This window comes from Pusillimonas sp. T2, assembly GCF_002236805.1.
In the GTDB taxonomy this organism is placed as follows: domain Bacteria; phylum Pseudomonadota; class Gammaproteobacteria; order Burkholderiales; family Burkholderiaceae_B; genus Neopusillimonas.
Genome location: NZ_NIQA01000002.1, coordinates 188,988 through 213,458, shown reverse-complemented (window position 1 = coordinate 213,458; position 24,471 = coordinate 188,988). Strand labels below are relative to the sequence as shown.

The following is a 24,471-nucleotide window of genomic DNA, read 5'->3' as shown; positions in this document are numbered from 1 at the left end:
CATCATGTTTCGCGACCTCCCAAGTGTAACTCTTCAATGTTGATTGCTGGTTTGGCAATTGCCCCGAGGTCTCTATAATCGGTACAGCCCATTTTCGGATGTACACATGCACTTTCTGACATCGTTGCTGAATCGTTGGGGCGGGTTTGCCGGGGTGACTGCAACCGTTGCTCTATGCTTTGCAACCAGCTCGCTGCCTACGCCGCTTTACCCTTTGTACGAGCGTGCCTGGGATATTCCGCCCAGTCAACTGAGCTATGTCTTCAGCGCTTATATGGCGTGTGTACTTGCTAGTTTGTTGTGTTTTGGCCGGGTGTCGGATACATTTGGACGCTTTCCTATTGTCGTCACGGCGCTGGTCACGCTTATTGTCGGGTTGGTCATGTCGATGCTGGCGCCCGGGGTACCCACGCTGTTGGCGGCCAGGGTGCTGATTGGCATAGGCAATGGCATGCTAATGACTACAGCTGCGCTGGCCATGGGCGAGTCGCATCCCGATCGCGACAAACGCAAAGCTGCCGTTGTTAATTCCACGGCAGTAACGGTCAGTTTTGGGTTGGGGCCGGTGCTGGGCGGCGTGATTGGCCAGTTCAATGTGTATCCGCTAGTGTTGCCCTACGTATTTGTGCTGGTGCTCGCTGTGGTAACGCTTTTCGTTGTGTTGCGCTCGCGCCATCAGTTGGCTGGGCCTGTGGGCGCGCGCCCGCCGTTGTCGGTGCTGCCCAAAGTGGCGTTACCGGGCGCCGGGCGGCGTATTCCATTTTTACAGGGGTGTGTCGGCGGGTTTTTTACGTTCGCCGTGGGGTGCATGTTTGCGTCGCTGGTGCCGTCTTTATTGCCCGCTCTCGAGCTCGAATGGCAAGGGCCGCTAGTGGTTGGCGTAGCGTTTTTGTTTATGTCGGTGGCATCGCTGGTCGTTCAAATGACGCAAACCAGGCACGCGCCTTTTGTGGGTCAGGCCCTGGGTATGTTTGCGTTTGCGCTAAGTGTGCTGGCCCTTATGGCTGGCATGACCTCGCATAATGTGTGGGTGCTGATTTTCAGCATGGTCACGTTTGGTGTCGGGCAAGGATTTGGTTTTATGTATTCGGCCATGATTGTCGGGCTGTACGCCGACGAACATCGGCGTTCTGCCAATATATCGACGTTTTTCTTGTTTACCTACATCGGTGCATCGGTGCCTGTCGTGGCCTTAGGCTTGCTGGCCGACCGCATTGGGCTGGCGTCGGCCATTTTTTCGTATAGCGCGGTAACGGCGGTGTTGTTGGTGTTTCTGACAGCATCTGCGATGGTGCTGCATCGGCGGGCCTAGCTGCGGCTGACTTTTCTTCGCTCGTGAAACTTTCTTTTGTCTTCGTACATAATGCGATCGGCTTCGCGCAACGCGGCTTCGATGCGTTCGCCTTTTTGACATAGCGCCCAGCCAATCGCCATTTGCAGAGGTGGTCCGGAATAAAACTGATTGTTCAGTTCAATCAGTTTCTCAATGCTTTCAAGCAACAGCTCGCGTTCTTCTTCGGTGGCGCCTGGCATGACAATCGAGAACTCGTCGCCGCCGATACGCATGGCATGAAAGTTTTTGCCGGCAGCCTGCGCCAATACCTCGCCCGCCCGACGCAAAAGCGCGTCGCCGGCAGCGTGACCGTGGGTATCGTTAGCCTCTTTCAGGTTGTTCAGGTCGATCATGATCACAGTCGCTGGAAACGGCCCTTTACGTTCGACCCGGTTAAGTTCGTCGACAAAGAACGCCCGGTTCTTGAGCTTGGTCAGGACGTCGTGCTTGCCCAGGTACTCGAGATAGGCTTCGGCTTTCTTACGCGCTGTAATGTCAGTTAACGCCAGTAAAACCAGGTCCCACGAGGCTTCGTGCCCGGCAAATACCGAAAGCTGCAGGTGGATATTAAGCGGGCTGCCGTCAAGCGCGAAATTAAGTACTTCGCGCTGCATAAACAGTTTGCCTTCCCAAAGGTCGATGAGCTGTTCGCGAAAGTGGGGCAGCATTTCATCGCGGAATACATCGGGCAAATGAGCCAGCAAGTTTGACTTGCTGCCTGCCTTGAACATATCCAGGGTGTACTGGTTGACGTCGAGTACGCGTATTTCGGTCATGCATTGTTCGACGAAATCGGGATGGACGTCGGTAAAGGTGCGAAAGTCGGTAATCCCGCGTCCGCGGACTTCGTCGAGCAGTGTCTTGATGCGCGAAAAGTCTTCTACCCACAGCGATACCGGCGCGTACTCGAAAATGCCGGTGGCATAACGCTCTTGTTGGGCGACTTGCGCGTGGGCGATTTCGAGTGCGGTGATATTGTCCAGCGACACCAGGACGCGGTCCCAGCGCTTTTGGTGGTCGGGCAGTACAACGGCTTTGATCAGCACATCGAGACGTTCGCCTTCGAGTGTGTAATTGACGCTCTTGCTTTCGAATTGCTCGTTACCCACCCAAAGCTGCTCGAGTTCGTCGATATGTGCCTCGAGCATGTCGTCGCGCAGCACTTCGCCAAGCCTGCTGGCCAGCTCGTCGAATGAAGACGCCTTGAACATATCGAGCGTTTTCTGGTTGACCAGCAAAACCTTGATGCAGGCGGAGCAGGCCGCGACGCGACTGACGTCGGCCTCGAGGTAGGCACGCAGGTCAGACACGCCAGTTGCCCGCCATTGGGCGAAAAGTTCGAACAGCTGGCTGTAATCTTCGAGCCACAGCGAGTTGGGCATGATCTCGAAAAAGGCGGGCAGCGTAGTGCCCCAGGTGTCGGCTTGGCTGTTTTGTGTATTGCCTGGCTGCATGACGAATTCCGGAGTTGTGCTGGACAGCATGGTAACCAAAAAAAACAGGCCCCGTGAAGGGCCTGCTGTTAAAGAGTTAGAACATAGGGTGCTTAGACGCCAGGATCTTTGAACTCTTTGATGACGTCGAATTCGACGTTGTAGATTTGGCCATCGGCCTGACGCTCGGAACGACGGATGTAAATGTCTTGCACGACATCACGCGTTTCGGGGTCGATTTGCATTGGGCCGCGCGGGCTGACCCATTTCATGCCTTTCATGGCAGCCAGAAGCTGATCGCCATTGGCGTTGGGGCCGGCTTTTTTCAGGGCTTCGTAGATGAGGTGCATGCCATCGTAGCCACCCACCGACATGAAGTTGGGGCGCATGCTGTTGTTGGTCAGCTTGCGGAAAGATTCGACATAGGCCTTGTTTTCTGGCGAATCGTGCGCAGTGGAGTAGTGCTGCGAAGTGATGATGCCCAAGGCTTCATCGCCCATGGCTGGCAGCAGGTCGTCGTCGAGGACGTCACCCGTACCAATCAGCTTGATGCCCTGACCGGCCAGGTTGCGCTCGGTAAACTGCTTCATGAGGGTGGAACCCTGACCTGAAGGGACGAAAATGAAAAGAGCGTCGGGTTTCAGGTCGCGCACACGTTGCAAGAACGGTGAGAAGTCGGGGTTTTGCATGGGCACGCGAAGCGACTCGAGTACCTTGCCACCGGCGTCGGTGAAGTTCTTGACGAAAGCTTTTTCGGCGTCGTGACCTGGGCCGTAGTCGGCGATGAGCGTCACGGCCGATTTAATGCCGCCTTCCTTGGCTGCCCATTGGCCCATAGGTGCGGTCACCTGGGGCAGCGTCATTGAAGTGCGCACAATATAGGGCGACTTCTGGACGATGGACGATGTGCCGGCGGCCATGACGACCATAGGCGTTTTGGATTGCGTTGCGATGGGGGCGGTTGCAAAGGCCAACGGTGTCAGGCCAAAGCCGGCCAGAACGCCAACCTTGTCTTGTACGACCAGTTCTTGGGCAATACGCTTGGTGGCCTCGGGCTGAACACCACCGTCGTCTTTGACGATAAGTTCGATTTTGCGGCCGGCAACTTCGTCGCCGTGTTGCTGCATGTAAAGACGGGCGGCGGCTTCGATTTGTTTGCCAGTAGAGGCAAACGGACCGGTCATGGGGATAATGAGGCCAATTTTGAACGGCTCAGCTGCTTGGCTGACTGCTGCGGTCATCAGGCAGGTGGCAGCTAGCGCCACCTTGACGAATTTTTTCATTGTCTGCTCCTGGAGAGGATGGTTATAGCTTTAAAAACCAAGGTATTGCCAAAGTATGTAACCACAAAACACGCGAGGATACTACTAGCGTAAGTCCGTACGACAGACAGTATGTGGTTGAGTGTACTGAATGTCTGCACAACGGGATTGTTACTTATTTGGGAAGAGTGTGCAAGCGGTTCGGCCGTTCGCCGAACCGCTAAATTGGACAGCCGTGTTAACTGGTTGCCGGCACTGTATTTTTTTGTTGTTTGATTTGAAACCAGTGAAACGCAACCAAAAGAATCATCATGATCAAACCGATGACGTCTGTCCAGCCAGCGCCTGGGTAGGCGTCTGCCGGAATAAGCATAAGCAAGCCTGCCGCCATATAAAGCACCCGCTGCAAGGCACCGACGGCGACAATGAAATAGCCGACAACGGCAATCGAGCCGGCCAGCACGCCCAATGACGCGGTAATGACGGCCCAGATGATTGTGCTTGCCGAGCCCTCCATCAGCAGCGCGGGAGAGAAGGCAAACAAGAAGGGCACGACGTAGGAGCACCAACCCACGCGTGTTGCCGTCCAGCCCACCTTCGAGCCGTCGCAACCCGCAATATTGGCTGCCGCAAAAGCGGCAATGGCCACAGGCGGTGTAATCATGGACATCATGCCAAAATACATGACGAACATGTGCGATGCCATAGGCGATAGGCCGGCTTGGATAAGGGCTGGAGCAATAAGCGTAGCCAGCAAAATATAGACACCAACGGTGGGCATGCCCATGCCAAGAATAATCGCCACGACCGACGTCATTAGCAACAGAACGACGGTGCTGTCGCCGCTCAGGGCGAGCAGTTGCAGCGTCAGGCCAAACGCCAGCCCTGTCAGGTTGAGCGTACCAATAACCAGCCCTGCAGCCGCGGCAATGACCAGCAAGTCGATTGAAGCTTTGGCGGTACTAATGGCCGCGAGCAGCAGTTCGCGTAGGGGAGTGCGTTCGCCTTTGTAGCCGAAGATGAGGTTGAATATGACTAGCAGCGCCGCGGCTTGCAAGGCGGCGTATTCTGCGGCCACATTGAAAAACACCAAACCGACAACCAGAACAACAAAGGGGATGGGGAAATACCAGCCATGGCGCATGACTTCTTTGATGGCGGGCAGGCGATCCATAGGTTCGCCTTTGATGCCATGCTTGGCGGCGTCGAGGTCGACCTGGATGAAGAGCGCCAGGTAATACAAAAAGGCTGGAATGAGCGCTGCAATCAATACCGAGGCATATGAGGTTTCAAGTAGTTCAGCCATCAGGAACGCGGCTGCGCCCATGACCGGCGGCGCCAGCTGGCCGCCTGTGGAACCTACCGCTTCGATGGCTGCAGCGACGTGCTTGGGGAAGCCGGAGCGCTTCATCATGGGGATGGTAATGACGCCCACAGCAGCCACGTTAGAGACCGCGCTGCCGGAAATCATGCCGAACAGGGCCGACCCGGCAACAGAAATTTTTGCCGAACCCCCACGATATTTGCCCATGACGGCCATAGCCAGGTCGCCAAAGAAATGTGAGCCGCCCGTGCGGGCCAGAATTTGGCCCATGAGAGTAAAGGGCACCACCACAATAATGGCAATGGCCAAGGTTTGGCCCAGCACCGCATTGGTGTCCATACCCAGATAGACCAGCAGGCGCGTAAAGTCGATGGGTCGGCTGACGAATTCGTCGGGCAATAAGTGGCCCAGCATGGCGTAGGCGACCAGCACCAGTACCACGATGACCAGAGTCATACCGGCGGTGCGCCTGACGGCCTCGAGGATGAGCCCCACAATAATGGCGCTGATGACAATGGCGTCGAGGGGCCGGTAAATGACTTCGTTAACCAGCGTGGGGTAGCGGATGGCGATATAAAAGCAGGCGATCATGCCGACCAGGCCGGCTATGGCGTCACCCCAAGGCGTGGGCGTGTCTTCGGGCGAAGGGCGCGCCCGGACAAGCAGAAACGCCAGACCAAGGGCCATACCTAAAATGGCCGCTAAAAATTGTTCGTTGTACAGACTAAGCTGCAAATATAGTGGCAGCTTGAGTACCCAGGCGATGACTGTGACCGTCATCAGGGTTTGCAGGGTTAAAGAAAGCGTGTTGCGAAGCTTTGAGGGGAGTCCCCCTGCCTGCAGCCCGGATGCGATCTGATTCATGGTCACCGCCTTTGGGATAACTTACCTGTTTACTTGACGAGGCCAGCTTCTTTGTAGAAGCGCAATGCACCAGGATGGAATTCGCCAGGCATGTCGGGCTTGTACATCAGCTTGACGTCAAAGCCGCGAAACGGTGCAAACGAAGCCGCGAGTTCTGGCTGGCTTTCGTAGATGGTTTTCATGGCTTTGTAAACCACATCGTCTTTGGTATTGGTGCTGGTCAGCAGCAGGTTGTCATACGCCAAAGCAGCGGTTGGTTCGCTAACGCCAGCCAGACCGGGGCGTGGGTTCTCGACAAACGGATAGCCATACGGGAAGACTTTGTGCATGGCGTCAAGGGCTGCGGCGTCGGTGCTAATAGGCAGCATGCGCAGGCCACCGACCGAGGCGTCGATTTCGGTGACTTTGGCGGCACCTACGGCAAAGAAGAAGCCGTCGACGTTGCCTGACGCCAGTTCGTCGGCGCCACGGGCTACGTTGGGAACCAGGACCTGACGAATGTCTTTTGGTGTCAGGCCACCGGTAGCCAGCAGTGCATCAAGAATCGTGTTGATTGAACCCATGGCGGTAAAGCCGTAGGTCAGGCGCTTACCTTTAAGATCGGCTACGGTTTTGATGTCGGAATCGGCGCGAACGAATACCGCGGTTTTAAGTGGAAAGAGTACCGAGGCGACTCGTAGGTTCTTGGCGGGGCGGCCTTTGAATACGCGCTCGCCGTGCACGGCTTCGGCACTTTCAATGACGTTGGCAATGCCGAAGTCCAGTTCGCCGGTGTCGAGCAGGGGGATCAGGACGCTTTCGCCGCTGTTAGGCTGAACACGGGCTTGCATGCCGCCTTTTTCGGTAAGGACTTTGGCCAGTGCTGAACCACTTGAATAGCTCATGGTGCCCTGGCTCATGGTGCCGACGCCAACGTTTTGTGCGACGGCTGTTGCGCTGCAGGCAGCGGCGACAACAAGCCCGGCTAGAAATTTAAATTTCATGGTTTGTCTCCTCGGGGTTGGGGGGTAAAGCAATATTATTTTTTGCAAATCTTAGTCGATTTGGGCAGCGCGACGTACGCTGTTAATCATCGAAGAATTCATCAGAAAAGCGCGGTGCTTTTCTGGGTCGGCCGCGGTATCGCGCATCTCTTGCAGGCGCTCAGCCCTGATCTGCGGATCACGCTCTTCGAGCATTTTCTTATTGCGAATTGTGATGGCTTGCACATACTCGATATTGGTCAAGCGGCGCTGGCGATCGTACTGGTCAAGCAGGGCTTCGGGGGCGTCGTCCAGCATAATCCGGGCAAGTTTGTCGGCCAGATTCATGGCGTCGTGAATACCGCTGTTCAGGCCCATGCCGCCCAAGGGGTTATTGACGTGTGCGGCGTCGCCGGCCAGCGCAATGCGGCCTTTACGAAATGATTGGGCGACGCGTTGATGGACACGATAGACGCTGCGGTATGGGATTTCGTAGGTTTGGTCGGGCGACAGAAACCCCTGGATGCGGCTTTGTACATAGTCGTCTGACAGCACCTCGGCCTCGTCCTGCTCTGGCTTGATGGGGAAGGCGATGCGGTAAATGCCTGGGGGGCCATCGTGCGGCTGTACAAAAATGGCGGCCCATTCGTCGGGGTCGGCAATGTAGGCGTTGCCGGTAAACCCATGTTTTTTCAGGTCGAAGGTAGTGGCAAATACAAGAAAGCGTTCGGGCCACGTAAAACCCTCAAACTCAATGTCGGCGGTTTTACGCACAATACTGCGAACGCCGTCGCAGCCCAACAAGTAGCTGCCGCGCAGCTCGACCGCTTTACCATCGGCGCCTTCGGCCTGCACGGTGACGCCATCTTCATCTTGCGTGTAGCTGCTGCACGTATGGCCAAACATGACGCGTGCATTGGGGTATTTTTGCAGTGCCTTGAAAGCCAGATGCGACAATTTATGTTGTTCGCAATGCAGACGGAAGGGGTAAGGGGTTTCGTCTGCAATCAGGTTCAGGTCGAATTGGGCCACCAGGCCCTGCTTGCGGTCCCTGATTTGCCACTCGGGTACTTTGATCCCCATATTCAGCAATTCTTGACCAATAGATAAGGTGTCCAGCATTTCCACTGTGGGCGGGTGGAATGTTCCAGCGCGCAAGTCGGTGGGGATTTCTGGGCTGGTCTCCAGGATAATGACGTCAAGTCCTTTTTCGGCCAGCGACAGTGCTGCGACGAGCCCGACGGGCCCGCCGCCAGAAATAATGATGGGGTGATTGCTCATGTGTGTTACCTAGTTTATGCTCGACCCGAAGTTGTTTAATTCTGAACATGCTCATTTTTGAGCGTGTTCCATTCTATGGGTGTATTTTGTCGTTGGTCAACTCAGGTAAAACGCGAAGTCCGCCTTTTTGCCCGGGTTAATCAAGAAGACGTATAAAAACTAGAGAGCAACGACGTATGGTTAAAAAAAACCAGGCAGTAGCGGCGCAGGCCGACGATGCCGCGACATTAGGTTTGCGAGAGCGCGGAAAACTGGAAAAAAGGCGTCGTATCAAGGCGGCCGCGCGCCAGGCGTTTACTGAAAGAGGCTACGATGCGGCCACCACGCGCGATATTGCGGGATTGGCTGAAATTGGTATTGGCACTTTGTTTACCTACGCCAAAGACAAGCGCGAGTTGCTGCTCATGATCATTAATGATGATCTGGATGCGTTGGCGGGGACAGCAGTTCGGTCGGTTGACCCGAGCGCGCCTTTGGTTGACCAACTGGCGGCTTTTTTTGAGTCGCGCTACCGGTATTGGGCCGGTCAGCCTGCGTTGGGCAGGCCTGCGGTGCGCGAGACGCTCGACTTCCTGGGCGGCGTTGCGCCGCAAGGGCCGGAAGCTATCAGGTTTTATGCGCGGCGCCCTCGCATGCTGGCGTTGTTGACCGACATTGTACGAAGCTGGCGACAGCGCGGACTTGTAGCGGCCGACGTTCCCGTTGAACTGGCTGCTTCGTTGTTCATTACTATTTACCTGACCGAAGTACGCCGCTGGCTGATGGAACCTGCGCCAGATGCTGATGAGGGTTTGCGTCGTTTTCGTGAACTGGCGGCCCTGGCCATTCGAGGCGTCGCCCCAGGGCCTGGCTTGAGTGGGGCTCCGGATACTGGGTCAGACAGGTTGTCTGGCGCTTAATTTCACTGACCTTGGGGTAAATCGGTATCGAAAAATGGTTGAAATCTAAACCAAGTCGTGCAAAATAGCGGATGCAAGATAATTTAGGTTTCAACTAAGGAGATACCATGAGCACCGCCGCCAATACCCTGGAACAACTGGCCGCCGGCAATTTCAAGGTCGTAGACCTGACCCACACATTGTCGCCCGACTTTCCCCCCCTGCAGTTGCCGCCGCAGTTTGGTCAGGTAGCTGCCTTCAAGATGGAAACCATCTCCGAGTACAACGACGCCGGCCCCGCCTGGTACTGGAATAACTTCACCTGTGGCGAACACACTGGCACGCACTTCGACGCGCCTGCACACTGGGTTACAGGTAAAGACCATCCCCAAAATACAGTCGACACTATCGACCCCAAAAACTTCATTGCGCCTGCTGTTGTGGTCGATGCCACTGCCGAAGTCGCTGCCAACGAAGACTGGATCATGAGCGTCGATTTCCTGCAAAAGTGGGAAGAAAAGAACGGTCGTATCCCCAAAGGCAGCTGGGTGCTTCTGCGAACTGGCTGGGCAGCTCGCCTGTTCAAAGACCCCGCTTCTTACGTTAACGTTCGCGAAGACGGTGCACACACCCCCGGCCCCTCACAAGAGGCTGTCGAGTGGCTCATTAAAGAGCGCGATGTTCATGGCTTTGGTGTAGAAACCATCAACACCGATGCTGGCCAGTCGTACGCATGGCCCATGCCTTACCCTTGTCATACGCTAATGCACGGTGCCAACAAATTCGGCTTGCAGTGCCTTAACAATCTCGACCAGTTGCCTACAACCGGCGCGATCATTGTTGCAGCCCCCTTGAAGATCCAGCGCGGTTCGGGCAGCCCTCTGCGCGTTCTGGCACTGGTTCCCTAAGGAGGCATAATGACCCACCAGGCCCAGGTTATTATTATCGGTAGTGGCATGAACTCGCTGGCTTGTGCCGCGTTGTTGGCCAAGCGAGGCAAGTCTGTTCTGGTACTCGAGCGTAACGACCGGGCCGGTGGTTGCATCCGTACCGAAACGCTGTTTCCCGGTTTCACCCACGAAGTCTTGTCGTCGTGGTATCCGTTGTTCATGGGTGGCGGCGCTTACGCCGAACTCAAAGACGATTTGGCCAGTGTTGGTGTCGAGTTCGTCGCCAATGACTACACCACGGGTATCGTCACCCCCGACGGTCAGTTACTGGCACTGAAGCAAGACATCGAAGACAGCGTCAAGCGCATTAACGCCATCGCCCCGGGCGATGGCGATGCGTTCGGTGCCATGGCCGGGCAATTGTTCGGTCAAGATGCGGCGCTCACTTTTGGCCTGTTGGGCAATTCGCCTTATAGCGGCAAAGTGTTGCGTTTGTTGTTCTCCGAGTGGCGCAAGCGCGGCCTCAATGGCTTGCTGCAGTTTGGCGCCGACTCTATCGAATCTTTCCGGCGCTGGTCCGAACGCGAGCTCAAGTCTGACCTGACCCGCGCCATGATCAGCCCGTGGGTGTTGCACACGGGCCTTGGGCCTGACGAAGCGTGCTCCGCCCTGATCGGCAAGTTAACGTTTGCGGCTGTTGTGGCCGGTGGCATGCCGGTTGTTAAAGGCGGTGGCCAGCGTCTGGTCGAAGGCCTGCAAACCTTTATCGAGCAGCGCGGCGGTAAAGTGCTGACCGGTGTCGATGTCGAATCGATCACACTCAACGGCTCGCGCGCTACGGGTGTCGTGGCCAATGGCCAGGCCTACCAGGCTTCCGAAGCCGTGGTGTGCAACGTAACCCCGCCACAGTTGTATGGTCGTTTGCTGCCCCGCGCGCCCGAACCCGTTCGCAAGCAGGCACAAGGTTATCGCTTTGGCCGCGGTTGCATGCAAATTCACTTTGCGCTTAATGGCCCTGCGCCTTGGGCTGACCCCGAAATGCTTAAAGTGCCTTTGGTTCACCTGACCGAAAGCATGGAAAACGTGGCTTTGGCTGTTTGCGAAGCCAACAATGGGCTGATTCCGCGTCGTCCCACAGTGGCTATTGGCCAACCGGTTGCGGTCGATCCGACCCGCGCGCCCGAGGGTAAATGGATACTTTGGCTGCAGTTGCAAGAAATGCCTTCGCAGTTGCGGGGCGATGCGGCCGGCGAGATCGACGTTCCTGCCGATGGCCGCTGGAACGAGGCCGTGCGCGAAGCCGTGGCCGACCGTGTGCAAAAGCGCATCGAAACCGTTTTGCCCGGCTTGTCCGACCTGATTATTGGCCGCAAGGCCTATTCGCCTGGCGACCTCGAGGCCATGAATTGCAACCTGGTGGGCGGCGATCCTTATTCAGGGGTGTGTTCGCCAGACCAGTTTTTCTGGTTCCGTCCGTTTGCCAGCAATTCGGGCGCGAAGGCGCATCGTACGCCTTATAAAAATGTCTACCAAATCGGCGCTTCAACGCACCCTGGCCCAGGTCTGGGCGGCGGTTCGGGGCAAATTGTGGCCGATATGCTGACTAAACGCTAATTCAGCCGTTTAGGTCTTTAAGCAGGCGGCGGTGTTGTCTTACCTCAGACAGCACCGCGCCAAATGTCTCCAGCCCGCGTGCCTTCAACGCTGGTATCACCTTAAGTAAAGCATCTGCGGTGGCAATGGCATCGCCAATTGCAGTATGGCGCGCTTCTTCGGGTATGGTGATGCCCAGTCGGTGCGCCAATGCATCAAGGCTATGGCTTTCGGCCTCGCCGTACACGACTGCCGAGAGCAATACCGTGTCGAGAATGGGGTGGTCGAAACGGCAACCCGCAGCGTTTTCGTGCCGGCGTATAAACGCCATATCGAAGGGCGCGTTGTGCGCGACCAGCACGGCGCCTTCGGCAAATTTATGAAAACGTTGTACTGCTGTTGCAGTGTCGGGCGCGTCGGCGACCATGTCGTTGGTAATGCCATGCACCTGTGTGCTGGCTGCCGGGATGCTGCGGCCCGGGTTGACCAGCGTATCGAAAACCTCGGTTTTGACGCGTTTGCCGTTGATGATGCGAACAGCGGCAATTTGCACAATCTCGTCCCCTTGGTCTGGGTACAGACCGGTGGTTTCGGTGTCGAACACGACATAAGTAAGTTCGTCTAATGGGGTGCACGACACCTCGGCGTTGCCCGCTTTGGACAGCAACTTGAAATCGTAGACCACAGCACGCGGTATGGCAGGGGGGCGCCGTTGAGCCAGCCTGGCCTCGCGGATATGCAGGCACAGTTTGGGGTGCAGCCGACTACTGTTGTCGGTGACCAGCGTGGCGCCATGAATGGACAGCACGCCTTGTACGGTCATGTCGGTCAAGCCGACATCGAGCGGTGCGCTCAGGAGTTGTGCCAGCGCGTCGTCAGATAGACTTAGGCCTTCCCATGACAATTCGGCCATTGCGCCAGCGCCGTCGCTGCGGATCTTCAGGTGCAGCGCGCCGTGCGGCAACGGCAACCGGTTGATCAGGGCGGTAATGAGCGCCACCAATTGAAACCCGTCGCATCGCAGGATCAGGTCGGTGGTTTCGGTTGTTAGCGTCACGCCTTTGCTGCGTAATGTGGCTTGCAGCGTCGAGGCCAGGTCGCTGGCCCGTATCATCGCCAAAGGCCAGTCGCCGGGGCGATCGATATCAGGGCGGATACTGTGCGTGGCCAGGTCGCCTGTGATGTCTCGTAAGGTCAGAACATAGCCGATGTCTGCGGGGTTGTCGTTGTTAGCTCCGGGGTGATTCCCCAGCAGGCGCATGCGTGCGGCCAGTACCCGGCCTTCGCTTTGCGTCGAGCACAGGATGTCTGATGCGGCGTCGGGGTCGTCGGCTTCGAGTAACCGTGCATATGCATGCTCGATGGGTGCGGGATGCAGATAGTCGAACACCCGCCGGTTCAGGCCGGGGGCGACATCGGCATTGACCCCGCCCAGCAGACTGACGACTTGACCGTTGTAGAACACCAGTTGGTGTTCTGCCGAGCACAACATTAACCCCACAGGCACATCAGACAACAGTCGCTCAAGTCTGTCTTTCTCTAGCGCAAGCGTTTCAGTTTCGCGGGCAACAGCCTGATCAAGCGCGACGCGGGTATCAAGCAATTGTTGGGCCATTTCGCGCGCTGCGGGGACGAGGTCGGACAAATAGGTTGTGCGTTCGTGGGCGGGGATAGCTGTAGCCTTGCCATGAGTTAGCGTGCGCAGATTGCCGGCCAGGCGCTGGACAGGTCGGGCGATATGTTCGTCGATGACCAACCAGGCCCATGCGGTTAGCCCAAAAATGGCAAACCCGGCAATGGCGCCACCAATGATTAGTGCGTGGACGATGTCTGGATCGTTGGCTTTGTGATACCCAAAATAAAGCCCGCCCGCCAACGCGAGCAGGCAGCCCGTGCACAAGGCGGCAAAAACCCGAAAGATTCTCAGGCGGGTGCGGCTGTGTGCGGCCATGATGTGTGGGTTATGGACGGCACACGGCACTAAGTAAGGCCGCGTCGTCGTTTGCCGGCTGCCATTGTGCGCCGGTCAGGGTGCCGTCAGGGCTTAAGCTGGCGGCGCCGCCAAGGTCGGCGCGCAGTTGTTGCTTGCAATCGAAGGCTACCGTGACTGTGCGCGTAGGCTGCCAGCGTTCGATCAGGTAGATCTCGGTGCGGGCCAGTTCGGGACGGGTTTCAGACCTTGCAATGGCTTGAGTGTCGACGGCAACGAACCGTGTGGTGACCGGCGCCAGGTATGTCCAGGGGGCCCATGGGGCGCTGCGTTCGCCAGTGCCCACAACGACAATATGGTTGGGCAGTGCGGACTCAAGTCTGGAAAACCAGGTGTATTCGTTCCAGACAGCGTAAGCAATGACCGAGGCCCCGATAGCTGCAGGCATGATCCAGCGTTCCATCTGACGCCCTGAACGGCGCATGAAGCGCCCGATAATGAATACGATGCATGCCACCAAGGCTGCAATGGCCAGCATTGCGATGAAATCAGCCCACATGAATTGTTGTCCCTTGTTGTTGTAATTGAAGTAGCTTAAACCGGAACGCGCCGGCCGTGGCCGACGGCCGATTGCATGGTCCGCACGACGACAAAGGCGTCGCGCAGGTGGTTGCGCTCGAAGTCGGGCAAGTCGGCAGGCGTCAGGAAATTGTCGGGCTTTTCGCCTGCCCGAATAAGCTTGACCTGGTTGTCGAGGCGTAAAGTGGCGATCAGATCGTAAGCCGCAATGAGTTCGTCGGCGCCGCTGCTCGAAATAATGCCGGCGTGGCCTGCTGCCTGCAGACGTGCGCGCGTGTTGATGTCGGTCAGTTGCCCCATCAGGGCGTAAACCCGGCCCAGGTCGGTTACGGGTATTACACCATTGTGTTTCAGGTCTATTTGGTGGCGGTTGCGGGCGGTACGTACGGTAGAAAACCCGCGGATCAGGCCTAAGGGCGGGGTGTGTTTCAGGCTGTTGGCCACCATGTGTGCCATAAAAATTGTGTTTTTCGACGCTGCCAGTAATGTCTCGGCCTGCAGGTCGTGGTAAAGCGGCAGATGACCGCCAATAGGGCGCAGGTCGAACATGACGGAAGCCAGCATGTGCGACTCGGGGGCATGGCGCGTCATCCAGGTCCGGAAGTATTCGCGCCATACGCTGACTGGTTGGCACCAGCGCGGATTGATGGCCATCATGTCGCCTGGGCAATACACGTAGCCGCATGCGTTCAGGCCGTCGCACACAAAGCGTGCCAGCTGGGCAAAGTAAGGCATATCGTCGGGGCGTACGCTGTCGTCCAGAAACAGGCAGTTGTCTTGGTCCGACACACCGGTCTGCTCTTGTCGCCCCTGACTTCCGCAGGCCAGCCACAAGTACGGTACGGGCGGTTGCCCTAATCGCAATTCGGCCATGGTCAGCAGCCGCTGCGTGATGGCGTCGGTAATGTCGGTGACGTGGCGGGTAACGACCTCGTGCCGTTGTTGCCCCGCTACCAGTTGCACCAGCAGGCGCGGCAGTGTCTGCGCCAGCTTGACGAGTTGCTCGATGTTCTGGGCCTGACTGATATCGTGGATAAGCAGGGCGCTGCTAACGGCCTGAAACCGTGTGATGTCGGTTTGGGTGATGATGCCGTAAAAATGCCCGTAATGAACAATTGGCAAGTGACCAATATTGTTTTCCATCATGGTACGCAGCACGTCAGCACCCAAAGCGTTGGGGGGCAGTGTAGGCGGGTTGGGCGTCATGACCAGGCCAACTGGGGTGCGCGGGTCAAGGCCCTCGGCAAGTACCCGGTTTGTCAGGTCGCGCACTGTAATAATACCTACCAGTTGCTGGGTGTCGGCCTGCAGTACGCCTAGGCACGAAATGCTCTCGTCGCGCATGATTTGCGCGGCGCGCACCACGGGTGTGTCGGGAGAGCAGGCAATGGCCTTGCGGGTAATCAGGTCTTCGACCTTTAACGAATTGATGTCGGTAGGCCGGTTTTTAGTGCGGCTGCCGTAATAAAAATAGTGGTCGAACGCAGGTGAGTGGCGAATCAGCCGACGGAATTCGGGGGCGGGGATGAGCAGCGTTTCGGTGTCGGACCGGGCCTGTGCCGTGGTCGAGGCCAAGCCGTTGCCACTGCGCATAAGGCCGCGTTCGCCAAAGCTTTGCCGCCGCGATAGTTGCGATACCGTTGCGCCGTTGCGGTCGGTGATGTCGACGTCACCTGAGACAACAACGTATACGCCGTCCAGGGGTTCGTCGATATGGTAGATGTAGTCGCCGCTGCGGTAATGCCGCAGGCTGACCGTTCGGGCCAGTTGGGCGAGCTGTTCGCCCGGCAAGCTGTTGTAAGGGGCCAGGGTTTCAAGAAAGTCGCCAATATCAATCGGTGATGTTGTCATGACCAGGCCTTTAAACGGTCAGGGTGCCCTGCGGCACCCTGAGTGTTGATCAATGAGGTGCCGGGCGGGCTTGCGCCGCCCGGGTCGATGGGTTAGTGGTGGGTGGCTGTGCCAGCGCCTTTAGGGATGCGGATGGACTCGACCAGATCTTGAACGTGTTGCGGCGGTGCTGCGGTAACCGAAGACACCAGGTATGCCACGATGAAGTTCAGTAGTGCGCCGACGGCACCGATAGACAGCGGCGAGATCCCGAAGACGTAGTTGGCTGCAGTGTCGGGCAGGTTGTTGGTGCCCGGAATAAAGAACCAGCCTTTGTAGACGAAGATATAAACCGCAGTAAAGATCAGGCCAATCAGCATGCCTGCAATAGCACCTTCTTTATTGATACGCTTCCAGAAGATGCCCATCATGAGCGCCGGGAAGATGGTTGCCGCCGCCAGGCCGAAGGCCAGCGCCACAACCTGTGCCGCAAAACCCGGAGGGTTAAGCCCCAGCCATGTCGCCACGACAATGGCAAATGTCATGGAAATGCGTGCGGCTGTCAGCTCGCCCTTCTCGGAGATATCGGGTTTGATAGACCCTTTGATAAGGTCGTGCGAAATAGCCGACGAAATGGCCAGCAACAAACCTGCCGCAGTAGACAACGCTGCTGCCAGCGCACCTGCTGCAACCAGTGCGATTACCCAGCCTGGCAGGGCTGCGATTTCGGGGTTGGCCAACACCATGATGTCGTTGTCGACTTTGGTCAGCTCGTTACCCTTCCAGCCTTTTTCTTCGGCCATTTTCATGATGGGCGAATCGGCAGGTGCTTTGTCGTTGTAGTACTGGATCAGGCCGTCACCGTTTTTGTCTTCGATGGCCAGCAGGCCGGTTTTCTCCCAGTTACGGATCCAGGAGAGTTCGGGTTTGCTGTCGATATCGGCACGCGAAATGGCAGGGCCGCTGGTGGCTGTGCTGGTGATAGCTGCCGGCCACATGGTGGTGGTCAGGTTAAGGCGGGCCATGGAGCCAACGGCAGGCGCTACGGTGTACAGCAAGGCAATAAACACCAGCGCCCAACCTGCTGAAGAACGGGCGTCGGCCACTTTCGGCACCGTGAAGAAGCGGATGATGACGTGTGGCAAGCCGGCGGTACCGATCATGAGCGACATGGTGAACAAGAACATGTTCAACCGATTGGGAGTGTCGGCCGTGTAGGCAGTAAAGCCCAGTTCGGTAACGACCTGGTTGAGCTTGGTCAGCAGGCTGATTTCGCCACCCGACGGGGCATAGCTACCAACTAACCCCAGTTGCGGCAGAATGTCGCCGGTAAGGTTGAGCGAGATGAACAGGGCGGGCACGGTGTAAGCAATGATAAGCACCACGTATTGCGCCACCTGGGTGTAGGTAATGCCCTTCATGCCGCCAAACACCGCGTACACAAACACAATGGCTGCGCCAATGTACAGGCCCATGTCGGTAGACACTTCGAGGAAGCGGCTAAAGGTAACGCCTACACCGCGCATCTGGCCAATCACGTAGGTGATTGAAATGATGATAAGGCAGATAACGGCCAGCAGGCGTGCCCCCCCCGAATAGAAGCGGTCGCCGATGAATTCGGGCACGGTGAATTTGCCGAATTTGCGAAGGTATGGCGCCAGCAACAGCGCCAGAAGTACATAGCCGCCTGTCCAGCCCATTAAGAAGGCTGACTGTGTATAGCCGCCTGTCGGTGCCAGCGCAATAATGCCGGCCATGGAAATGAACGATGCGGCAGACATCCAGTCGGCACCAGTAGCCATGCCGTTAAGCACGGGATGGACCCCCTGCCCAGCGGCATAGAATTCGGAGGTGGTGCCGGCCCGGGCCCAGAACGCAATGCCAATGTATATGGCAAACGTAAAACCTACAAAAATTAGATTAAGTACGAATTGATCCATGAATGTGCTCCTTATTCTTCTACGCCGTGTTCACGGTCGAGCTTGTTCATCATTTTTGCGTACACAAAAATAAGAACAATGAACACATAAATGGAACCGTTTTGGGCCATCCAGAAGCCTAGATCGGCACCGCCAACTGAAATGCCCATAAGTGCAGGGCGCAAAATAATGCCCATGCCGAACGAACATATAAACCAGATGACCAGCGATATCAGGATGATGCGGACGTTTGCCTTCCAGTAGGCGTCCGACGACGATTTGTCTACCATGCAAAGTACTCCTTGTCGTTATTGTCTTAAGCCGGGCAAACCTACACGCCCGGCCCCTCCTGCCAGGTTCGCCTTGGGGCGACGCCAAGCCGGCAAGGTAAAGGCTGGTAAACAGGCTTTACCTTGTCGTATCGGCGGTGCTGCAAGCAGCCTGTGGCTTTGGCCACACGCTGACGCATACAAAACAACCCCGCAGCTAGGCGGGGTTGAATAGTTATGATTGCTGTAGGGTTTTTTACGCCGAAGCCGACGCGTAGAACGAATGGGAGAACCAGGCCGCCGATGGGCCCGAACGATGCAATGGACGGATGGAACAGCCGCAATACGGAATGCTTCCTGCCTGCCATATAGGCACCCCCTTTTGGTGGTAACCCGCTTTTTGCGGGTTGCTTCGGTGTAGCCCGAAGTGTTTGTCTCGTGCTTGCCAGTAATTATTGGTCTGGCTTTTTTTCCGATTCTATACCCATCGGTTTTGTTTGTGTAAGGTTTATTGATATGAATCCGGGAAACCCATGAGGGCCTCAAACAACAGTCATGAGGGCTTCATGCAACAGGTTTCCCGGGTTATGCTTTCGGTCTTAAACGGCCTGTGGTCAGGCCATACAGGTGTCCGATGATTTCTCTTTCTGCCATAGAAACGCTGCTGGCGTGTTGTTTTGTCCTGGTGGCCGGCCGTGTCCTTACCAGTCGTGTCGGTGTGCTCGCGCGCTACAGCATTCCAGACCCGGTAGTGGGCGGTATTTTGTTTGCCGTATTAGTCTTTTTGCTGGCCGACTTTTCCGGGGTCACGGTGGCGCTCGAAGCTAATATCCGCCCCACACTGATGCTGATATTCTTCGGCTGTGTGGGCCTGACGGCTAACCTTAAACTGCTTGCTGCGGGCGGGCCCCGGTTGATTGCGTTTCTGCTGGTGCTGATTCCGTTTGTGGTCTTGCAAAACGTCATTGGCCTGGGTATGGCCTGGCTGCTTGATTTGCATCCCCTTATGGGGCTGATTGCGGGTTCTATTACCCTGGTAGGCGGGCATGGCACTGGCGCGGCCTATGCGGGCAGTTTTGCCGACGTCAACAATATCCAGAACATCATGACGCTGGCTATGACGTCGGCAACCATTGGTTTGGTGCTTGGCGGGTTGATTGGCGGTCCGGTGGCCGAGCGGTTGCTCAAACGGCACAAACTGAAGGGCAGCTTGGATCGTGCCGATACGGATCTTGAGGGCGGTAATGATGTCGCCGGCATGGCCGACAGCAACCGTCAGGCACCGCCCGATTCAAGCACTTACATCGTGTCGCTGACCGCGGCGTTTGTCTGTCTGGCTGGCGGTATTGCTTTGGCCGATATGGCACAAGACTGGCCGGTCAATATTCCCAATTTTTTGTGGTGCATGCTTATCGGTATTGTCATTCGCAACTTGGGTGGCTGGTTAGGGTTAAAGCTTGACGATCGGGCAACCGAAATGATTGGTACGCTTGCCCTGTCTATTTTTCTGGGCCTGACCATGATGACCCTGGATGTAGGCAGCGTGCTGGCCTTGGCCGGCCCGTTGGCTATTATCTTGCTTGTGCAGGCAATATTTGCTGCTGTCTACGCAAGCCTGGTCGTGTTCAGGGCGCTTAAAAAAGACTACGAGGCGGCCGTTATTTCCGCCGCATTCTGCGGGTTTTCTATGGGGGCCACCGCGACTGCCATTGCCAATATGCAAGCCCTGGTAAGGCGGCACGGTCCGGCACCCGAGTCCTTTATTGTGGTGCCGGTCACAGGCGCCTTTCTGGTCGACATCATTAACGTCACTGTGTTAACGACGTTCTTGTCGTTGCCTTTTGTCGGGGGGCTCTAACATGCTCAAACGACTGCTTCTGGCTGCGTGTTGTCTTGTGCTTGCCGCGTGCGGCCGGCAACCCGACGTCAGCACCTTGCGTACCGATATTGGCCAACGACTCGAAGCTACCTATGGCGAAGGGGTCTTTAAAATTGTTGAGCTCGACCGAAAAGGTTCGGCCACCGATAGTACGGCCCCAGAAGGCGAGGATCGCCGCGTGGTGTACTACGACATCGCGCTCGAATTTGATAAAGACTTCACTCTCGATGCCTGGGATCGCCCTGGCGTGGCTTCGCTAGTCACGTTGTTGGGTGCTGGGCCGCGTAGTATTTCAGGCGTGAAGTCTGGCGGAAACCTGGCTGGCGATCAGATCATCGCGCATGCCAGCGCCGTTTATGCCAAGAATGCTGATGGGCAATGGGTTTTGTCGACGCCACCCGGAGTCAGCAATGCCCAGGCGCCCGCTATCGATACTGGCGAGCCGCAGCCGGTCTCCCGGCGCTTGCTCGCCACGCTCGACGACATTTCTCGTTCTGTGGTGCGCAGCAACTCCAGCGCCGGTGAGCGCATTGTGCAGCAAGAGCTGCAACGCTCTGTGGCGCGTATTAATGGCCGTCTTAGCCGCATGCAGCAAGGGTACCCGCTTGCGGGAGGCCCCGACCGAGGCGAGTATGTGGCTTTCGCCAGAGCGTTGGCCGCTTTGACACACGACGGCCAAACAAAAATTACACCGTTAATTACTGGAGGCAGTGTCGACAATATCGAAATGCTGCGATCTGGCGATGCTGTCATCGCGCTTGCGCAGGCCGATGCGGCTGACATGGCATACGAGGGCAACGGCCCGTTCTATTCAAAAGGGGCGTTTACGAACTTGCGCGCCTTGGGCGGCTTGTACCCCGAACTGGTTCATATTGTGGTTCGCGATGACCCGGCCTACCGCGGGGTACGCAGCCTGAAGGGCAAAAAGGTGGCGTTGGGCCCGGCAGGTTCTGCGGTTCGCACCACGCTCGAACATGTACTCGAGGCACACGGTCTTCAGGCCGGCAAAGATTACACCGTGGTCGATATGCCGTTTACGGCCTCGTTGCCGGCGCTCACCGCCGGTGTTATCGATGCAACGGTGCATGTTATTGGTATCCCGGCTACACCCCTGCGCGATGCCTTGGCCAAAGCGCCATTAAAACTGTTGCCCCTCGATGCGAAAGCCATTGAGGCTTTAATCGAAGATGAGCCGGCACTCATGGCGTTGAATATTGCCCAGGGCGTATACCCGGGGCAGGCTCAACCTGTGGCCACGGTAGGTATGGCGGCGTTGTTGCTGACGACCACAGAGTTAACCCGCGATGAAGCTATCGAACTGACGAATCGCGTGTTTCAGGCTGGGTATGACTTGTTGGGTTATGGGTCGGCGCAGGGGGCGCAGGTGTCGGCCGCCAGCGCACGCATGGGCGTAACTGTGCCGTTGCACGACGGCGCCGACGAGGCATTATCGGCATTGGGTAATCGGCCCTAAATATAAAATATTTTAATCAAAATTATTAAATTCATTATATTGATTTAGCTTTCGGCCTGGCCGAGAATCTCTTCAACTAAAGTTTTAATCACTTTTTGAAGAGATTCTCGATATGAAGTTATGCCGGTTCTTTCCCGATCGTCTGGGTTTGGTCGAAGGCCAGACGGTTTACGATGTGACCCCCGCCTTGGCCTGCGTGCCGCAAGCGACCTACCCGTATCCGTTGGGTGATCAGCTCATTGCCCATTTGCCTGCGGTCATGGCCGAAGTTCAGCGCCTGAAGGCAACCGCGCCGGTGCTCAATTTAAGCGATCTGGCATTGCTCTTGCCTTTTGCCAACCCGGGCAAAATTATCGCGGCGCCAGTCAATTACAAGAAGCACCTGCAAGAAGTGCTCGATGACCCTAACCTGCATCACAACAACCAGATCAATCATATCGAGCGGGCCGGCTTGTTTTTGAAGGCGCAAAGTTCGCTGGTTGATCCCAGTGTAGGTATTACTCAGGCTTTGCCCGATCGTCGTACCGATCATGAGGTCGAGCTGGTGGTAGTGATTGGCAAAACCGCACGCAATGTGTCGCGCGAAAAGGCGCTTGATTATGTGGCTGGCTATTGTGTGGGGCTCGACATCACAATTCGCGGCCCTGAAGAGCGCAGCATGCGTAAATCGCCCGATACCTATACCACCTTGGGGCCTTGGCTGACGACAGCCGATGAATTGCCAGATGCCGGTCATCTTGACCTGAAGCTGTCTGTCGACGACGAGCCTCGTCAATCGTCGAACACTTCGGAGCTGATTCTGGGTGTCGCCGCCCTGATCGAGTTTGGGTCGAAGTTTTACACCTTACACCCAGGCGATGTGATTTTTACCGGAACCCCAGAGGGCGTTGGCCCCGTGCACAGTGGTCAGACCATCAAAGCCAGTGTTCAACAACTGGGCGAACTGGTCGTAAAAGTGCACTAATTACTTGACCAAGGCAACCGATTTCACCTGGGCCCATACAGACTGACCCGGTTGCAATTGCAGCATGGCTTGGGCGCGTTGCGTGATACGGGCGGTGAGGGTGATGTTGTCGCAACGCAATTGCACGCGCAGTTGTGATGGGTGGGTGTCAGGCGCTATTGAAACGACTTGGCACGGCAGGTGGTTCTGAATGCTGGTGTGTTCGGGCTTTTCTTGTGTGATGCTGACGTCGCGTGCCATTACAAGCAGCCGTACGTCTTGGCCAATGGCAAGATTGTTTTGTGATACCCAGAAATCGGCGGGACCGAGGGTGATGCGGGCCATTTGCCATTCGGAGTGCAGGTCGCTTACCCGCCCAATCAGCACGCTGCCGGCGTCATCGCCCGCAATTATCGGGTGCTCGGCATTGCCAAGTATGTCGTGTATTGGGCCGGAAGCCACCACTCTGCCTTGTTCCAGCGCGACCACATGATCAGCAAGCCTTTGCAGCTCGTTGGCTGAATGGGTGACGTAGAGCATGGGTAGCTTCAGCTGGTCGCGTAGTTTTTCAAGCCAGGGCATGACCTCGTCTCGACGGGCCTGATCCAGCGCGGACATGGGCTCGTCGAGCAGCAAGATCTGCGGGCCGCACGCGAGCGCCCGCGCAATCGCAACGCGCTGGCGCTCGCCGCCCGACAACCCGGCAGGTTGTCGGTGCAGCAGATGGCCAATGCCTAAAAGTGAGATTGCAGTGTCGAGCAGGCTTGACGACTGGGGTGTGTGCCGTTGCTTTAGCCCAAACTGCAGGTTGTCGCGAACATTCAGGTGTTCGAAAAGGCTGGCTTCTTGGAAGACATAACCTAGCAAGCGCTTGTGTGTCGGTACGAAAAGGCGTTGATCGCTGTCTTGCCAGACCTCGTTCCCAATGACTATTTTGGCGCGCTCCGGACGCTCGAGGCCCGCAACGCACCGCAACAGGCTGGTTTTGCCTGAGCCCGACACGCCATAAAGGACGGTAATGCCTTGCGCGGGTAGTACGAGATCGACCTGCAGCCGGAACCCTTTTCTGGGAAGTTCGATATTGACAAGCAGCGAGGAAGAAGGATCTGGCGTCATGATGATGAGTCTATTCAGGGCAGTACACGGGCGTTATTCTTGCGCAGAGCGGCCAGTGCAAGTAGCACAATAAAAGAGAACACCAACATGCCGCCCGCCAGCCAATGCGCCTGGGTGTATTCCATGGCCTCGACATGGCCGTAAATTTGGGTGGATACAACCCGCGTTTGCCCCGGAATATTGCCGCCGATCATCAGCACTACGCCGAACTCTCCGACGGTATGCGCAAAGCTAAGAATTGCGGCAGTAAGCAAACCGCTGCGTGCTTGTGGAAGGGCAACGGTAAGGAAGGCGTTGAGCGGGCTTGCGCCCAATGTGGCGGCCACTTCCATGGGGCGACGGCCCATGGCTTCGAAGGCGTTCTGGATAGGTTGAACGGCGAAGGGCAGTGAGAAAATAATAGAGCCGATTAACAAACCGGTGAAGGTGAAGGACAGTACACCCCAACCCATGGCCTGTGTGAACTGGCCCAGTGGGCCGTTGGGCCCCATGGCGACCAGCAAATAGAAACCCAATACAGAAGGCGGCAGCACCAGCGGCAAGGTAACCAGCGCATGAATAGGGGCGCGCAACCCCGATGATGTGCGTGTCAGCCACCAGGCCAGGGGCGTAGCGACAATCAGTAAGACCAGGGTCGTCAGTGCCGAAAGTTCAATGGTAAGCCAAATGGCTTGCCGGGCCGCTTCATCAAACATCATGGCGTCGAAGATAT

19 protein-coding genes are annotated in these 24,471 nt (G+C 56.7%); 7 read left to right on the top strand and 12 right to left on the bottom strand.

The window, feature by feature from the left end:
* Window positions 1–106: 106 nt before the first annotated feature.
* On the top strand, window positions 107–1,312 hold the full coding sequence (locus tag PuT2_RS04100) for an MFS transporter (RefSeq protein WP_093969758.1): 1,206 nt from the start codon (window positions 107–109) through the stop codon (window positions 1,310–1,312).
* Here the strand turns inward: PuT2_RS04100 and PuT2_RS04095 are convergent.
* The 5 genes from PuT2_RS04095 to PuT2_RS04075 all read right to left on the bottom strand — a co-directional run bounded on the left by PuT2_RS04095 (window position 1,309) and on the right by PuT2_RS04075 (window position 8,459).
* Window positions 1,309–2,787 carry a GGDEF domain-containing protein gene (locus tag PuT2_RS04095; RefSeq protein WP_093969757.1) on the bottom strand — a complete coding sequence of 493 codons (1,479 nt, stop codon included), beginning with the start codon at window positions 2,785–2,787 and terminating at the stop codon, window positions 1,309–1,311. The genes PuT2_RS04100 and PuT2_RS04095 overlap by 4 nt on opposite strands.
* A 92-nt stretch (window positions 2,788–2,879) precedes the next feature.
* Window positions 2,880–4,049, bottom strand: coding sequence for an ABC transporter substrate-binding protein (locus PuT2_RS04090; protein WP_093969756.1), 1,170 nt, complete (start codon window positions 4,047–4,049; stop codon window positions 2,880–2,882).
* A gap of 217 nt (window positions 4,050–4,266) precedes the next feature.
* Window positions 4,267–6,216 (bottom strand): TRAP transporter fused permease subunit, encoded by a 1,950-nt coding sequence (locus tag PuT2_RS04085; RefSeq protein ID WP_093969755.1) that lies wholly within the window; start codon window positions 6,214–6,216, stop codon window positions 4,267–4,269.
* 29 nt (window positions 6,217–6,245) lie between these two features.
* Entirely contained in the window at window positions 6,246–7,199 is a 954-nt protein-coding gene (locus tag PuT2_RS04080; RefSeq protein ID WP_093969754.1) for a TAXI family TRAP transporter solute-binding subunit, read from the bottom strand.
* A gap of 51 nt (window positions 7,200–7,250) precedes the next feature.
* Window positions 7,251–8,459: an NAD(P)/FAD-dependent oxidoreductase gene (locus PuT2_RS04075; protein WP_093969753.1), complete on the bottom strand. Its 1,209-nt coding sequence runs from the start codon at window positions 8,457–8,459 to the stop codon at window positions 7,251–7,253.
* 176 nt (window positions 8,460–8,635) lie between these two features.
* On the opposite strand from PuT2_RS04075, the gene PuT2_RS04070 reads away from it, so the two are divergent.
* The 3 genes from PuT2_RS04070 (at window position 8,636) to PuT2_RS04060 (ending at window position 11,841) form a co-directional block, all read left to right on the top strand.
* Entirely contained in the window at window positions 8,636–9,358 is a 723-nt protein-coding gene (locus tag PuT2_RS04070) for a TetR/AcrR family transcriptional regulator (RefSeq protein WP_093969752.1), read from the top strand.
* Window positions 9,359–9,465: 107 nt separating this feature from the next.
* Window positions 9,466–10,245 carry a cyclase family protein gene (locus PuT2_RS04065; RefSeq protein ID WP_093969751.1) on the top strand — a complete coding sequence of 260 codons (780 nt, stop codon included), beginning with the start codon at window positions 9,466–9,468 and terminating at the stop codon, window positions 10,243–10,245.
* A 9-nt stretch (window positions 10,246–10,254) separates the two neighbouring features.
* Window positions 10,255–11,841, top strand: coding sequence for an NAD(P)/FAD-dependent oxidoreductase (locus PuT2_RS04060; protein WP_093969750.1), 1,587 nt, complete (start codon window positions 10,255–10,257; stop codon window positions 11,839–11,841).
* Between the two features lies 1 nt (window position 11,842).
* Here the strand turns inward: PuT2_RS04060 and PuT2_RS04055 are convergent, their stop codons facing one another.
* The 5 genes from PuT2_RS04055 to PuT2_RS04035 all read right to left on the bottom strand — a co-directional run bounded on the left by PuT2_RS04055 (window position 11,843) and on the right by PuT2_RS04035 (window position 18,368).
* A complete protein-coding gene (locus PuT2_RS04055; RefSeq protein ID WP_093969749.1) occupies window positions 11,843–13,771 on the bottom strand; it encodes an exonuclease domain-containing protein in 1,929 nt (642 codons plus the stop codon).
* Between the two features lie 10 nt (window positions 13,772–13,781).
* Window positions 13,782–14,309: a hypothetical protein gene (locus PuT2_RS04050; protein WP_093969748.1), complete on the bottom strand. Its 528-nt coding sequence runs from the start codon at window positions 14,307–14,309 to the stop codon at window positions 13,782–13,784.
* Window positions 14,310–14,344: 35 nt separating this feature from the next.
* On the bottom strand, window positions 14,345–16,180 hold the full coding sequence (locus PuT2_RS04045; protein WP_093969747.1) for a DUF294 nucleotidyltransferase-like domain-containing protein: 1,836 nt from the start codon (window positions 16,178–16,180) through the stop codon (window positions 14,345–14,347).
* A gap of 92 nt (window positions 16,181–16,272) precedes the next feature.
* Complete coding sequence (locus tag PuT2_RS04040; protein ID WP_093969746.1) at window positions 16,273–18,099, bottom strand: sodium:solute symporter family protein; 1,827 nt, start codon at window positions 18,097–18,099, stop codon at window positions 16,273–16,275.
* Window positions 18,100–18,110: 11 nt separating this feature from the next.
* Window positions 18,111–18,368, bottom strand: a complete 258-nt coding sequence (locus PuT2_RS04035; RefSeq protein ID WP_093969745.1) for a DUF4212 domain-containing protein — start codon at window positions 18,366–18,368, stop codon at window positions 18,111–18,113.
* 613 nt (window positions 18,369–18,981) lie between these two features.
* Here PuT2_RS04035 and gltS point away from each other — a divergent pair.
* From gltS to PuT2_RS04020, 3 genes are all read left to right on the top strand, one after another.
* On the top strand, window positions 18,982–20,205 hold the full coding sequence (gltS, locus tag PuT2_RS04030) for a sodium/glutamate symporter (RefSeq protein WP_093969744.1): 1,224 nt from the start codon (window positions 18,982–18,984) through the stop codon (window positions 20,203–20,205).
* 1 nt (window position 20,206) lies between these two features.
* On the top strand, window positions 20,207–21,700 hold the full coding sequence (locus tag PuT2_RS04025) for a TAXI family TRAP transporter solute-binding subunit (RefSeq protein ID WP_093969743.1): 1,494 nt from the start codon (window positions 20,207–20,209) through the stop codon (window positions 21,698–21,700).
* Between the two features lie 112 nt (window positions 21,701–21,812).
* Entirely contained in the window at window positions 21,813–22,664 is an 852-nt protein-coding gene (locus PuT2_RS04020) for a fumarylacetoacetate hydrolase family protein (RefSeq protein WP_093969742.1), read from the top strand.
* On the opposite strand, the gene modC is transcribed toward PuT2_RS04020, so the two are convergent.
* Window positions 22,665–23,759, bottom strand: a complete 1,095-nt coding sequence (modC, locus tag PuT2_RS04015) for a molybdenum ABC transporter ATP-binding protein (protein ID WP_093969741.1) — start codon at window positions 23,757–23,759, stop codon at window positions 22,665–22,667. It abuts the gene before it with no gap.
* 14 nt (window positions 23,760–23,773) lie between these two features.
* Complete coding sequence (gene modB, locus PuT2_RS04010; RefSeq protein WP_371596279.1) at window positions 23,774–24,457, bottom strand: molybdate ABC transporter permease subunit; 684 nt, start codon at window positions 24,455–24,457, stop codon at window positions 23,774–23,776.
* Between the last annotated feature and the right edge of the window lie 14 nt (window positions 24,458–24,471).

What these genes read in the sequence shown, in the direction of transcription:
- PuT2_RS04100 (WP_093969758.1), top strand. Translation starts at nt 107, where the DNA reads ATGCACTTTCTGACATCGTTGCTGAATCGTTGGGGCGGGTTTGCCGGG.
- PuT2_RS04095 (WP_093969757.1), bottom strand. Translation starts at nt 2,787, where the DNA reads ATGCAGCCAGGCAATACACAAAACAGCCAAGCCGACACCTGGGGCACT.
- PuT2_RS04090 (WP_093969756.1), bottom strand. Translation starts at nt 4,049, where the DNA reads ATGAAAAAATTCGTCAAGGTGGCGCTAGCTGCCACCTGCCTGATGACC.
- PuT2_RS04085 (WP_093969755.1), bottom strand. Translation starts at nt 6,216, where the DNA reads ATGAATCAGATCGCATCCGGGCTGCAGGCAGGGGGACTCCCCTCAAAG.
- PuT2_RS04080 (WP_093969754.1), bottom strand. Translation starts at nt 7,199, where the DNA reads ATGAAATTTAAATTTCTAGCCGGGCTTGTTGTCGCCGCTGCCTGCAGC.
- PuT2_RS04075 (WP_093969753.1), bottom strand. Translation starts at nt 8,459, where the DNA reads ATGAGCAATCACCCCATCATTATTTCTGGCGGCGGGCCCGTCGGGCTC.
- PuT2_RS04070 (WP_093969752.1), top strand. Translation starts at nt 8,636, where the DNA reads ATGGTTAAAAAAAACCAGGCAGTAGCGGCGCAGGCCGACGATGCCGCG.
- PuT2_RS04065 (WP_093969751.1), top strand. Translation starts at nt 9,466, where the DNA reads ATGAGCACCGCCGCCAATACCCTGGAACAACTGGCCGCCGGCAATTTC.
- PuT2_RS04060 (WP_093969750.1), top strand. Translation starts at nt 10,255, where the DNA reads ATGACCCACCAGGCCCAGGTTATTATTATCGGTAGTGGCATGAACTCG.
- PuT2_RS04055 (WP_093969749.1), bottom strand. Translation starts at nt 13,771, where the DNA reads ATGGCCGCACACAGCCGCACCCGCCTGAGAATCTTTCGGGTTTTTGCC.
- PuT2_RS04050 (WP_093969748.1), bottom strand. Translation starts at nt 14,309, where the DNA reads ATGTGGGCTGATTTCATCGCAATGCTGGCCATTGCAGCCTTGGTGGCA.
- PuT2_RS04045 (WP_093969747.1), bottom strand. Translation starts at nt 16,180, where the DNA reads ATGACAACATCACCGATTGATATTGGCGACTTTCTTGAAACCCTGGCC.
- PuT2_RS04040 (WP_093969746.1), bottom strand. Translation starts at nt 18,099, where the DNA reads ATGGATCAATTCGTACTTAATCTAATTTTTGTAGGTTTTACGTTTGCC.
- PuT2_RS04035 (WP_093969745.1), bottom strand. Translation starts at nt 18,368, where the DNA reads ATGGTAGACAAATCGTCGTCGGACGCCTACTGGAAGGCAAACGTCCGC.
- gltS (WP_093969744.1), top strand. Translation starts at nt 18,982, where the DNA reads ATGATTTCTCTTTCTGCCATAGAAACGCTGCTGGCGTGTTGTTTTGTC.
- PuT2_RS04025 (WP_093969743.1), top strand. Translation starts at nt 20,207, where the DNA reads ATGCTCAAACGACTGCTTCTGGCTGCGTGTTGTCTTGTGCTTGCCGCG.
- PuT2_RS04020 (WP_093969742.1), top strand. Translation starts at nt 21,813, where the DNA reads ATGAAGTTATGCCGGTTCTTTCCCGATCGTCTGGGTTTGGTCGAAGGC.
- modC (WP_093969741.1), bottom strand. Translation starts at nt 23,759, where the DNA reads ATGACGCCAGATCCTTCTTCCTCGCTGCTTGTCAATATCGAACTTCCC.
- modB (WP_371596279.1), bottom strand. Translation starts at nt 24,457, where the DNA reads ATGATGTTTGATGAAGCGGCCCGGCAAGCCATTTGGCTTACCATTGAA.